We start from the raw sequence: 12,960 nt of genomic DNA, 5'->3' as shown, positions 1-12,960 counted from the left end.
GGCAGCATGGCTAAGGAAGGCAAGCGCATCCGCGCCGCCCGCGAGGGCATCGAGGCGACCAAGCTCTACGCCCTCGACGAGGCGATCAAGCTGGTGAAGGAGCGGGCGACCGCGAAGTTCGACGAGACCGTCGAGGTCTCGATGAACCTCGGCGTCGATCCCCGCCACGCCGACCAGATGGTCCGCGGCGTCTGCAACCTGCCGAACGGCTCCGGCCGGACGGTGCGCGTGGCGGTCTTCGCCCGCGGCGCGAAGGCGGACGACGCCCGCGCGGCCGGTGCCGACATCGTCGGTGCCGAGGATCTCCTCGAGATCGTGCAGGGCGGCAAGATCGAGTTCGATCGCTGCATCGCGACCCCCGACATGATGCCGCTGGTCGGCCGTCTCGGTAAGGTGCTGGGCCCGCGCGGCCTGATGCCGAACCCGAAGGTCGGCACCGTCACCATGGACGTGAAGGGCGCCGTCGCCGGCGCCAAGGGCGGCTCGGTCGAGTTCCGCGTCGAGAAGGCCGGCATCGTCCACGCCGGCGTCGGCAAGGTCTCGTTCGACGCCGACAAGCTCGTCGAGAACATCAAGGCCTTCGCGGACGCCGTCGCCAAGGCGAAGCCCGCGGGCGCCAAGGGCACCTACGTCCAGCGCATCGCCGTCACCTCGACGATGGGCCCGGGCGTGAAGGTCGAGCCGAACACCGTTCTGACCGCCTGAGGCGAGGCACAGCGTCCACGCTGCGGAGCGCCCGGCCGGGAACGGCCGGGCGTTCTCCGTTCGTGGGGGGGCTCGCACCGGATCCCGGAGCGGGTCCCGCCGAGACCCCCCGCCGCCCCGGAGCGGGGCGGTGTCGCACCGCGCGTATCCCCGTCGCGGGTACGAAGGGCGCCGGCGCGATACGGCCCGGGCCTCGGCAGGAAGACAAGCCGCGGTGGCCGCCACCGGGCCCGCGCTCCTCACGCCATTCTTAACCGCCGAGGGGGGCGCCAACGGCCGCGGCTGTGCTAGATAGGGCGCCATGCGATGCACCCTGACGGTCACCTCCAAGCGACGCATCCTGTGCGTCTTTCCCGCCTACACGCCGTCCTTCGGGACATTCTCCCACGCCTACCCGCTGATGGGCGGGGTGAAGGCGTTCATGCCGCCGCAGGGGCTGCTGCTGATCGCGGCCTACATGCCCGAGGCGTGGGAATGCCGGTTCATCGATGAGAATATCCGCCGCGCCGGCCCGGCCGACTTCGCCTGGGCCGACGCGGTCTTCGTCTCCGGGATGCACATCCAGGAGCCGCAAATCCACGACATCCGCGACCGCGCCCGCGCCGCCGGCAAGGTCACGGTGCTGGGCGGCCCCTCGGTCTCGGGCGCCCCGGAGAAGTACGGCGACTTCGACTACCTCCATATCGGCGAGATCGGCGACGCCACCGACCAGCTCGTCGCGCGCCTCGACGGCGACGTCACCCCACCGCCCGACCAGGTGGTGCTGGAGACGAAGGACCGCCTCGCGCTCGCCGACTTCCCGGCCCCGGCCTACGAGCACGCGCCGCTCAAGCGCTACCTGATCGGCTCGCTGCAGTTCTCCTCGGGCTGCCCCTACCGCTGCGAGTTCTGCGACATCCCGCAGCTCTACGGCCGCCAGCCCCGCCTGAAGAGTCCCGAGCAGATGTGCGCCGAACTCGACGCCATCGTCAGCCAGCCGGGCCATCCGGCGGTGGTCTACTTCGTCGACGACAATTTCATCGGCAACCGCAAGGCGACGCGCGAGATGCTGCCGCACCTCGTCGCGTGGCAGAAGAAGAACAACTACCCGCTCCAGTTCGCCTGCGAGGCGACGCTGAACATGGCCAAGCAGCCCGAGATCCTCGAGCTGATGCGGCAGGCCAACTTCATGACGGTGTTCGTCGGCATCGAGACGCCGGAGGCGGAGGCGCTCAAGGGCATCGACAAGACCCACAACGCCGCCGTGCCGATGTACGAGGCGATCGAGACCCTCAATTCCTACGGCCTGGAGGTGACCTCCGGCATCATCCTCGGTCTCGACTCCGACACCGACAAGTCCGAGCAGAACCTGATCGACTTCATCGACCGCTCGGCCATCCCTGTCCTGACCATCAACCTGCTCCAGGCGCTGCCCAAGACCCCGCTCTGGGACCGGCTGGAGCGCGAGGGTCGGCTGCTGCACGACGCCAGCCTCGAGTCGAACGTGCTGTTCAAGCGGCCCCACGATTCGGTGGTGAGCAGCTGGCGCCGGGCGATCGCGCACGCCTACGAGCCCGAGAAGATCTTCGAGCGGTTCAAGCACCAGTGCGCGGTGACCTACCCGAACCGGATCACCACGCCGACGGCCGGCAAGCTGACCTTCACCAACCTGCGCCGCGGCCTGATCCTGGGCTTCAACATCATCACCCGGGTCGGGATCTTCTCCGACTACCGCAAGCCGTTCTGGAGCGCGGCCGGCTACGCGCTGAAGCGCGGGCAGATCGAGGCGGTGTTCAACATGGGCTTCGTGGCCCACCACCTGATCCGCTTCACCCGCGAGGCCCTGCGCGGCGAGCACAACGCCTCGTTCTACGCCGCGAAGGCCGCGGAGGCGAAGGCCGCCCGCGACCGGAGCTGGTGGGAGGCGGCGCGGCGCAAGCTCGTGCCGGAGCGCGAGGCGGCGTAGCCCGGGTCCCGGGCCCGTCGGAGCGATGCAGCAGCGGCAGGGCTCCCGAGCAAGTCCTTGCCTGCGGCGGAAAAGTCGCGTTCCGGCCCTTGGCAGGCGGCTTGCTAGGCTCTATACACCGCGCCTCACGCATTTCATCCTCACGGAAGGAGAACGGCCGATCGGCCGGTTTCCGCTCGAAATGTCGCCCGGGCAACCGGGTGGCACTGGCCGGAAGGATCCCAGGGGCGACGAGCCCCGCGGAGCCTTGTCCGGCCATGTCCTGTCCGAGACTGCAGGTGCCGGTTCGCCGGCTTAATCCGCCAGCCTGCACAGACGGGGAAGACCGAATTCGTAAAGCCTCGCCCGGCCCCGGCCGCGGAGGGGTGTCGGTTTGAACCAACTCGCCCGAGGCGGCCCGGAAGGGTGCGCGCGGGGACAGGGCCGCGAAGCGTCGTTCGGACGTTCCCGGTCTTCCTTAAGGCCGAGACCACGTCCGGGCGGCATGTGCAACCGGCGGACCCGAGACCGGGTTCCGCCAACCGGAGAGAGCCCAGTGGACCGGACAGCTAAAGCTGATCTCGTCTCGACGCTCAACGGCGTGTTCAATGAGAGCGCCGTCGTCGTCGTGGCCCACTACAAGGGCCTCACGGTCGCCGACATGCAGAAGCTGCGCGCGCAGATGAAGCAGGCCGGCGCCACCGTGAAGGTCGCCAAGAACAGCCTCGCCGGCATCGCACTCGATGGCACGGACGTCGCCTCCATCAAGCCGCTCCTGAAGGGCCCGACCCTGCTCGCCTATTCCGGCGATCCGGTCGCTGCCGCGAAGGTCGCGGTCGATTTCGCCAAGGCTAACGACAAGCTCGTGATCCTCGGCGGCGCGATGGGGAAGACCGCCCTGAACCCGGACGGCGTGAAGGCGCTCGCCTCGCTCCCGTCCCTCGACGAACTGCGCGCCAAGATCGTGGGCCTCGTGCAGGCGCCCGCGACGAAGATCGCTCAGGTCGTCAACGCGCCGGCTTCCAAGCTCGCCCGCGTGTTCGGGGCCTATGCCAAGAAGGACGAGGCCGCCTGAGGCCCTTCAAAATCCATCCATTCAAACCGATATCTGAGAGGAATTCAAAATGGCTGATCTCGCCAAGCTCGTCGACGACCTGTCCTCGCTGACCGTGCTCGAGGCCGCTGACCTGGCCAAGATGCTCGAGGAGAAGTGGGGCGTCTCGGCCGCCGCTGCCGTCGCCGTCGCCGCCGGCCCGGCCGCCGGTGGTGCCGCCGCCGCCGTCGAGGAGCAGACCGAGTTCACGGTCGTCCTCGCCTCCGCGGGCGACAAGAAGATCGAGGTCATCAAGGAGGTCCGCGCGATCACCGGCCTCGGCCTCAAGGAGGCCAAGGACCTGGTCGAGGGCGCGCCGAAGCCGGTCAAGGAAGGCGTCGCCAAGGACGAGGCCGAGAAGCTCAAGGCCCAGCTCGAGAAGGCCGGCGCCAAGATCGAGCTCAAGTAAGTCGACGATGGGCCGGTCCCGGCCCATCACCCCACGGAGGCTCCGCGCGAGCCTGTCGTGACCGGAGCCCGCGGGTCAGCGCCCGCGGGCTTTAGGCCGCTTCGGCGGATGGTCCCGCGAGGGACCGGCAAGAGATTCGGATCGGTGGCGCGGCTCGGCGGGGCGCGCGTCACGGCCCGGTGCGGGAGGTCCCTTTCGGGAACGCTTCCCCGGGCGCGAGGCACGCGGGTAGGAGCGAGGTCACATGGCCAACACGCTGGTCGGTCGCAAGCGCATTCGGAAGTTCTTCGGCAAGATCAAGGAAGTTGCCGAGATGCCGAACCTCATCGAGGTTCAGAAGGCGTCCTACGACCAGTTCCTGATGGTCGACGAGCCCGAGGGCGGGCGCGCCGACGAGGGGCTGCAGAGCGTGTTCAAGTCGGTGTTCCCGATCTCCGACTTCGCCTCCACGGCGCTCCTGGAGTTCGTGCGCTACACCTTCGAGGCGCCCAAGTACGACGTGGACGAGTGCCGCCAGCGCGGCATCACCTTCGCGGCGCCGCTGAAGGTCACGCTGCGCCTCATCGTGTTCGATGTCGATCCCGACACCCAGGCCAAGTCGGTCAAGGACATCAAGGAGCAGGACGTCTACATGGGCGACATGCCCCTGATGACGGAGAACGGCACCTTCATCGTCAACGGCACCGAGCGCGTCATCGTCTCGCAGATGCACCGCTCGCCGGGCGTGTTCTTCGACCACGACAAGGGCAAGACCCACTCCTCGGGCAAGCTCCTGTTCGCCGCCCGCATCATCCCGTACCGGGGCTCCTGGCTCGACGTCGAGTTCGACGCCAAGGACATCGTGCACGTCCGCATCGACCGGAAGCGCAAGCTGCCGGCGACGTCGCTGCTCTACGCGCTCGGCCTCGACGGCGAGGAGATCCTGTCGACCTTCTACAACAAGGTCGTCTACGACCGGGACGGCGCCGACTGGCGCGTGCCGTTCGACGCCGAGCGCATGAAGGGCATGAAGGCCACCGTCGACCTGATCGACGCCGATTCCGGCGAGGTCGTGCTCGAGGCCGGCAAGAAGCTCAACGCCCGCAACGCCCGCCAGATCACCGAGAAGGGCACCAAGTTCCTCAAGGCGACCGACGAGGATCTCGTCGGCCAGTACGTCGCCGAGGACCTCGTCAACGCCCAGACCGGTGAGATCTGGGCCGAGGCCGGCGAGGAGGTCACCGACAAGCTCCTGAAGAGCCTGGAGGAGGTCGGGATCACCGAGCTGCCGGTGCTCGACATCGACCACGTCAACATCGGCCCGTACATCCGCAACACGCTGGCGGTGGACAAGAATTCCAACCGCGAGGGCGCGCTGTTCGACATCTACCGGGTCATGCGCCCGGGCGAGCCGCCGACCCTCGAGACCGCCGAGGCGATGTTCCACTCGCTGTTCTTCGATTCCGAGCGCTACGACCTCTCGGCGGTCGGCCGCGTGAAGATGAACATGCGTCTCGACCTCGACGCCGCCGACACCGTGCGCACGCTCCGCAAGGAGGACATGCTGGCGGTGGTCAAGGCGCTCGTGGAGCTGCGCGACGGCAAGGGCGAGGTCGACGACATCGACCACCTCGGCAACCGCCGCGTCCGCTCGGTGGGCGAGCTCATGGAGAACCAGTACCGCCTGGGCCTCCTGCGCATGGAGCGCGCCATCCGCGAGCGCATGAGCCAGGTCGACATCGACACGGTCATGCCGCAGGACCTGATCAACGCGAAGCCCGCGGCCGCGGCCGTGCGCGAGTTCTTCGGCTCGTCGCAGCTGTCGCAGTTCATGGACCAGACCAACCCGCTGTCCGAGGTGACGCACAAGCGCCGCCTCTCGGCCCTCGGCCCGGGCGGTCTGACCCGCGAGCGCGCCGGCTTCGAGGTGCGCGACGTGCACCCGACGCACTACGGCCGCATCTGCCCGATCGAGACGCCGGAAGGCCCGAACATCGGCCTGATCAACTCGCTCGCGACCTTCGCGCGGGTGAACAAGTACGGCTTCATCGAGACCCCGTTCCGGCGCGTGCGCGACGGCGTGGTCACCGACGAGGTCGCCTACCTCTCGGCCATGGAGGAGGCGAAGTACTACGTCGCCCAGGCGAACGCCCAGATGGACGAGAACCGCAAGCTCACGGAGGACCTCGTGGTCTGCCGCCGGGCCGGCGAGGTGATCGTCGTGGGTCCCGAGCGCGTCGACCTCATGGACGTGTCGCCGAAGCAGCTCGTCTCGGTGGCCGCGGCGCTGATCCCGTTCCTCGAGAACGACGACGCCAACCGCGCGCTCATGGGCTCGAACATGCAGCGCCAGGCGGTGCCGCTGGTCCGCGCCGACGCCCCGTTCGTGGGCACCGGCATGGAGGCGGTGGTCGCCCGGGATTCCGGCGCCGCCATCGCGGCCCGCCGGGCCGGCATCATCGATCAGGTGGACGCCACCCGTATCGTCATCCGCGCCACCGAGGAGGCCGACGCCAACAAGCCCGGCGTCGACATCTACCGCCTGCAGAAGTTCCAGCGCTCCAACCAGTCGACCTGCATCACGCAGAAGCCGCTGGTCCGCGTCGGCGAGTTCGTGAAGAAGGGCGAGATCATCGCCGACGGTCCCTCGACCGAGTTCGGCGAGCTGGCGCTCGGCCGGAACGTGCTCGTCGCGTTCATGCCGTGGAACGGCTACAACTTCGAGGACTCGATCCTGCTCTCCGAGCGGATCGTGAAGGATGACGTGTTCACCTCGATCCACATCGAGGAGTTCGAGGTGATGGCCCGCGACACCAAGCTCGGGCCGGAGGAGATCACCCGCGACATCCCGAACGTCTCCGAGGAGGCGCTCAAGAACCTCGACGAGGCCGGCATCGTCTACATCGGTGCCGAGGTGAATGCCGGCGACATCCTCGTCGGCAAGATCACCCCGAAGGGCGAGAGCCCGATGACGCCGGAGGAGAAGCTGCTCCGCGCCATCTTCGGCGAGAAGGCCTCGGACGTGCGCGACACCTCGCTGCGGGTGCCGCCGGGCGTCACCGGCACGATCGTCGAGGTCCGGGTGTTCAACCGCCACGGCGTCGACAAGGACGAGCGCGCCCAGGCGATCGAGCGCGAGGAGATCGAGCGGCTCGCCAAGGACCGCGACGACGAGCAGGCGATCCTCGACCGCAACACCTACGCCCGCCTGGCGGACGTGCTGATCGGTCAGGCGCCGGTGGCCGGCCCGAAGGGCTTCAAGAAGGACACCACGCTCACCCGCGAGCTGATCAACGACTACCCGCGCTCGCAGTGGTGGCAGTTCGCCGTCATCGACGACCGTCTCATGACCGAGATGGAGGCGATGCAGAAGCAGTACGACGAGTCGAAGAAGCGCCTCGAGCAGCGCTTCCTCGACAAGGTCGAGAAGCTGCAGCGCGGCGACGAGCTGCCCCCCGGCGTCATGAAGATGGTCAAGGTCTTCGTGGCGGTGAAGCGCAAGATCCAGCCGGGCGACAAGATGGCCGGCCGTCACGGCAACAAGGGTGTCGTGTCGCGGATCGTGCCGATCGAGGACATGCCGTTCCTGGAGGACGGGACGCACGCCGACATCGTGCTCAACCCGCTGGGCGTGCCCTCGCGCATGAACGTCGGGCAGATCCTGGAGACGCACCTGGGCTGGGCGGCTGCGGGCCTGGGTCGCAAGGTGTCGAAGGCGGTGGATGCCTATCTGAAGACCCAGGACATCGCGCCGCTGCGGGAGGAGATGAAGGCGATCTACTCCCCCGGCGAGCTCGACGGCCTGACGGACGAGGAGCTGGCCGAGGCCGGCAACAACGTCCGCCGCGGCGTGCCGATGGCCACCCCGGTCTTCAACGGCGCCAAGGAGGCCGACATCGAGCAGATGCTGGAGATGGCCGGGCTGGACCGCTCGGCGCAGTCGACGCTCTACGACGGGCGCACCGGCGAGCCCTTCGACCGCAAGGTCACCATGGGCTACATCTACATGCTGAAGCTCCACCACCTCGTGGACGACAAGATCCACGCGCGCTCGATCGGCCCGTACTCGCTCGTCACCCAGCAGCCGCTGGGCGGCAAGGCGCAGTTCGGCGGCCAGCGCTTCGGCGAGATGGAGGTCTGGGCGCTCGAGGCCTACGGCGCGGCCTACACGCTGCAGGAGATGCTCACGGTGAAGTCGGACGACGTGGCCGGCCGCACCAAGGTCTACGAGGCGATCGTCCGCGGCGACGACACGTTCGAGGCCGGCATCCCCGAGTCGTTCAACGTGCTCGTCAAGGAGATGCGCTCGCTCGGCCTCAACGTCGAGCTCACCTCCTCCAAGAAGGCGGCCAACGACCAGCTGGAGCCGCCGGCGGACGCGGCCGAGTAAGAGAGAACCACACCTCCCGTGGCGGCGGGTCACCGCCGCCACGGTCGAGCGGGGAGGGGAGGGGCCTTCCGAGGTTGGACGACGGTGAGCAGCGCCCGCGCGGGGCGCGGCGCCGGATCTTTTTCAGGACGCGGTGGCCCGGCGCGGGGCTGCCGGCGTCAACAAGGAGCGGATCATGAACCAAGAGGTCATGAACCTTTTCAACCAGCAGGCCCAGCCGGTCAGCTTCGACCAGATCAAGATCTCGATCTCGTCCCCGGAGAAGATCCTCTCCTGGTCGTACGGCGAGATCAAGAAGCCCGAGACCATCAACTACCGGACCTTCAAGCCCGAGCGCGACGGCCTGTTCTGCGCGCGCATCTTCGGACCGATCAAGGACTACGAGTGCTTGTGCGGCAAGTACAAGCGCATGAAGTACAAGGGCGTCATCTGCGAGAAGTGCGGCGTCGAGGTCACCCTCGCGCGCGTCCGGCGCGACCGCATGGGCCACATCGAGCTGGCCGCCCCCGTCGCGCACATCTGGTTCCTGAAGTCGCTGCCGAGCCGCATCGGCCTGCTGCTCGACATGGCGCTCAAGGACCTCGAGCGGATCCTGTACTTCGAGTCGTACTGCGTCATCGAGCCGGGCCTCACCCCCCTGAAGGAGCGTCAGCTCCTGTCGGAGGAGGAGTACCTGCGCGCGCAGGAGGAGTACGGCGAGGATAGCTTCACGGCCATGATCGGCGCCGAGGCCATCCGGCGCATCCTGCAGGAGCTCGACCTCGACAAGATCGCCAACGACCTGCGCGAGGAGATCGCGGTCACCACCTCGGAGCTGAAGCCCAAGAAGCTCCTGAAGCGGCTCAAGATCATCGAGGCCTTCCAGATGTCCGGCAACAAGCCGGAATGGATGATCCTGACGGTCGTGCCGGTGATCCCGCCGGACCTGCGCCCGCTGGTCCCGCTGGACGGCGGCCGCTTCGCGACCTCCGACCTCAACGATCTGTACCGCCGCGTCATCAACCGCAACAACCGCCTGAAGCGGCTGATCGAGCTGCGCGCGCCCGACATCATCATCCGCAACGAGAAGCGGATGCTGCAGGAGGCGGTCGACGCCCTGTTCGACAACGGCCGCCGCGGCCGCGTCATCACGGGCGCCAACAAGCGCCCGCTGAAGTCGCTCGCCGACATGCTGAAGGGCAAGCAGGGCCGGTTCCGCCAGAACCTGCTCGGCAAGCGCGTCGACTACTCGGGCCGCTCGGTCATCGTGGTCGGCCCGGAGCTGAAGCTGCACCAGTGCGGCCTGCCCAAGAAGATGGCGCTGGAGCTGTTCAAGCCGTTCATCTACGCGCGGCTCGACGCCAAGGGGTTCTCGGCCACCGTCAAGCAGGCCAAGAAGCTCGTCGAGAAGGAGAAGCCGGAGGTCTGGGACATCCTCGATGAGGTGATCCGCGAGCATCCGGTGATGCTGAACCGCGCGCCGACGCTGCACCGCCTCGGCATCCAGGCCTTCGAGCCGAAGCTGATCGAGGGCAAGGCGATCCAGCTGCACCCGCTGGTCTGCGCCGCGTTCAACGCCGACTTCGACGGCGACCAGATGGCCGTGCACGTCCCGCTGTCGCTCGAGGCGCAGCTGGAAGCGCGCGTCCTGATGATGTCGACCAACAACATCCTGCACCCGGCCAACGGTCAGCCGATCATCGTGCCGTCGCAGGACATCGTGCTCGGCCTGTACTACCTGTCGATCGTGGCCGAGGGCGCGCCGGGCGAGTACAAGCCCGACAACGCCAAGAACCCGATGCAGGGCGTCTACGGCGACATGGGCGAGCTCGAGCACGCCCTGGCCGCCAAGGCCGTGTCGCTGCACTCGAAGATCAAGTGGCGCTGGACCGGCATCGGCCCGGACGGCGAGCCCCTGACCAAGACCTACGAGACCACCCCCGGCCGCGTGATCCTCTCCGGCGCCCTGCCGAAGCACGCCAAGGTGCCCTTCGACGTCGTCAACAAGCTGATGACCAAGAAGGAGATCTCGGCGATGATCGACACCGTCTACCGCCACTGCGGTCAGAAGGAGTCGGTGATCTTCTGTGACCGGATCATGGCGCTCGGCTTCAACCACGCGTTCAAGGCCGGCATTTCGTTCGGCAAGGACGACATGGTCGTGCCGGAGAACAAGTGGTCGATCGTCGACACGACCCGCGCGCTCGTGAAGGATTACGAGCAGCAGTACAACGACGGCCTGATCACCCAGGGCGAGAAGTACAACAAGGTGGTCGACGCCTGGGCCAAGTGCTCGGACAAGCTGGCCGCCGAGATGATGGGCCGCATCTCCAGCGTCCAGAAGGACGAGAAGGGTGCGGACAAGCAGGTCAACTCGATCTACATGATGAGCCACTCGGGTGCCCGTGGCTCGCCTGCCCAGATGAAGCAGCTCGCGGCGATGCGCGGCCTCATGGCCAAGCCGTCGGGCGAGATCATCGAGACCCCGATCATCTCGAACTTCAAGGAAGGCCTGGACGTGCTGGAGTACTTCAACTCCACGCACGGTGCCCGTAAGGGCCTCGCCGACACCGCGCTGAAGACCGCCAACTCCGGCTACCTGACCCGCCGCCTCGTCGACGTGGCGCAGGACGCGGTCATCCGCGAGGTGGATTGCGGCACGACGAGCGGCATCAAGATGCGCGCCATCGTGGATGCCGGCCAGGTCGTGGCGACGCTCGCCACCCGCATCCTCGGCCGCGCCACGGCGGAGGATCTGGTGGCCGCCGACGGCACGGTGATCGTCAAGACCGGCGAGACCATCGAGGAGCGGCACCTGCCGGCGATCAACGCCGCCGGCATCCAGGAGGTGAAGATCCGCTCGGTGCTGGTCTGCGCCACCAAGAGCGGCGTCTGCGCCACCTGCTACGGGCGCGACCTCGCCCGCGGCACGCCCGTCAACATGGGCGAGGCCGTCGGCGTCATCGCGGCGCAGTCGATCGGCGAGCCGGGCACGCAGCTCACGATGCGCACCTTCCACATCGGTGGTGCGGCCCAGATCGCCGACTCGTCCTTCATCGAGTCGAGCTTCGAGGGCACGATCAAGATCCGCAACCGGGCCGTGGCCAAGAACACGGACGGGGATCTGATCGCCACCGGCCGCAACGTGGCGGTCGTCATCGTCGGGTCGGACGGGGTCGAGCGGGCGGTTCACCGCCTGCAGTACGGCGCCAAGCTCCGGGTCGACGAGGGTGACAAGATCAAGCGCGGGCAGCGGATCGCCGAGTGGGATCCCTACACCCGTCCGATCCTCACCGAGGTGGACGGCATCGTGGCCTACGAGGATCTGGTCGACGGCCAGTCCATGACCGAGACCACCGACGAGTCGACCGGCATCGCCAAGCGCGTCGTGGTCGACTGGCGCGGCTCGGCCCGGACCTCGGACCTGAAGCCCGCGATGGTCGTGGTCGACCGGGACGGCAAGGCGCTCAAGCTGCCGCGCGGCTCGGACGCCCGCTACTTCCTGCCGGTCGACGCCATCATCGGCTTCGACCCGGGCGCGACGGTCAAGGCCGGCGACATCCTCGCCCGCGTCTCGACCGACTCGGCCAAGACCCGCGACATCACCGGCGGTCTGCCGCGGGTGGCGGAGCTGTTCGAGGCGCGGCGCCCGAAGGACGCGGCGATCATCGCTGAGAAGTCGGGCACCATCGCGTTCGGCCGCGACTACAAGAACAAGCGTCGGCTCACGCTGACGCCGCATGACGGCTCGGAGGCGGTCGAGTACCTGATCCCGAAGGGCAAGCACATCCACCTGCAGGACGGGGACGTGGTCGAGCTCGGCGATTACATCGTTGACGGAAACCCGGCGCCGCACGACATCCTGGCGATCAAGGGCGTGGAGGAACTCGCGGCCTACCTCGTCAACGAGATCCAGGAGGTCTACCGGCTGCAGGGCGTGTCGATCAACGACAAGCACATCGAGGTGATCGTCCGTCAGATGCTGCAGAAGGTCGAGGTGACCGACGGCGGCGACTCGGACATCCTCTCGGGCGACCAGATCGATCGCACGGAGCTGACCGACTACAACGAGAAGCTGCTCGCCGAGGGCAAGAAGCCGATCCAGGGCGTCCCGGTCCTGCTCGGCATCACCAAGGCGTCGCTGCAGACGAAGTCGTTCATCTCGGCGGCCTCGTTCCAGGAGACCACCCGCGTCCTCACCGAGGCGGCGGTCAACGGAAAGGTCGACACGCTGGAAGGCCTGAAGGAGAACGTCATCGTCGGCTCGCTCATCCCGGCCGGCACGGGCTCGATGGTGGCGGACATCCGCTCCATCGCCCGCCGCCGCGACGCGATGATCCTGCAGCAGAAGCAGGCCGAGAGCGGCGCGATGCCGGTCGAGGAGCTTCCGCCGGCCGCTGCCGAGTAAGATCACGGGTCGGACTGAGACGAGAGAGGGCGGCCTGCGGGCCGCCCTTTCCTTTTGTGGCGCGCCTTTCTCG

The 12,960-nt window shown here is 67.8% G+C and carries 6 protein-coding genes; all 6 read left to right on the top strand.

All coding sequences use genetic code 11. The features are described 5' to 3' along the window. Positions 1 to 6 precede the first annotated feature (6 nt). Positions 7 to 705: a 50S ribosomal protein L1 gene (gene rplA / locus BKE41_RS20275; RefSeq protein WP_012320776.1), complete on the top strand. Its 699-nt coding sequence runs from the start codon at positions 7 to 9 to the stop codon at positions 703 to 705. A 301-nt stretch (positions 706 to 1,006) separates the two neighbouring features. Beyond that, positions 1,007 to 2,650: a B12-binding domain-containing radical SAM protein gene (locus BKE41_RS20270; RefSeq protein ID WP_012320775.1), complete on the top strand. Its 1,644-nt coding sequence runs from the start codon at positions 1,007 to 1,009 to the stop codon at positions 2,648 to 2,650. Positions 2,651 to 3,185: 535 nt separating this feature from the next. Continuing rightward, positions 3,186 to 3,704, top strand: a complete 519-nt coding sequence (gene rplJ / locus BKE41_RS20265) for a 50S ribosomal protein L10 (protein ID WP_012320774.1) — start codon at positions 3,186 to 3,188, stop codon at positions 3,702 to 3,704. Positions 3,705 to 3,753: 49 nt separating this feature from the next. Then, a complete protein-coding gene (rplL, locus tag BKE41_RS20260; protein WP_012320773.1) occupies positions 3,754 to 4,131 on the top strand; it encodes a 50S ribosomal protein L7/L12 in 378 nt (125 codons plus the stop codon). Positions 4,132 to 4,375: 244 nt separating this feature from the next. Next, positions 4,376 to 8,500: a DNA-directed RNA polymerase subunit beta gene (rpoB, locus tag BKE41_RS20255; RefSeq protein WP_012320772.1), complete on the top strand. Its 4,125-nt coding sequence runs from the start codon at positions 4,376 to 4,378 to the stop codon at positions 8,498 to 8,500. Positions 8,501 to 8,675: 175 nt separating this feature from the next. Beyond that, complete coding sequence (gene rpoC, locus BKE41_RS20250; RefSeq protein WP_012320771.1) at positions 8,676 to 12,887, top strand: DNA-directed RNA polymerase subunit beta'; 4,212 nt, start codon at positions 8,676 to 8,678, stop codon at positions 12,885 to 12,887. Positions 12,888 to 12,960: the final 73 nt, after the last annotated feature.

The sequence above is a fragment of the Methylobacterium sp. C1 genome, assembly GCF_001854385.1.
Lineage (GTDB): Bacteria > Pseudomonadota > Alphaproteobacteria > Rhizobiales > Beijerinckiaceae > Methylobacterium > Methylobacterium radiotolerans.
Note: the sequence above shows the minus strand (reverse complement) of the source record. Positions and strands in the feature narration are given on the sequence as shown.

Coding starts and splice junctions, on each gene's coding strand:
- BKE41_RS20270 (WP_012320775.1), top strand. CDS start 1,007: ATGCGATGCACCCTGACGGTCACCTCCAAGCGACGCATCCTGTGCGTC.
- rpoC (WP_012320771.1), top strand. CDS start 8,676: ATGAACCAAGAGGTCATGAACCTTTTCAACCAGCAGGCCCAGCCGGTC.
- rplL (WP_012320773.1), top strand. CDS start 3,754: ATGGCTGATCTCGCCAAGCTCGTCGACGACCTGTCCTCGCTGACCGTG.
- rpoB (WP_012320772.1), top strand. CDS start 4,376: ATGGCCAACACGCTGGTCGGTCGCAAGCGCATTCGGAAGTTCTTCGGC.
- rplA (WP_012320776.1), top strand. CDS start 7: ATGGCTAAGGAAGGCAAGCGCATCCGCGCCGCCCGCGAGGGCATCGAG.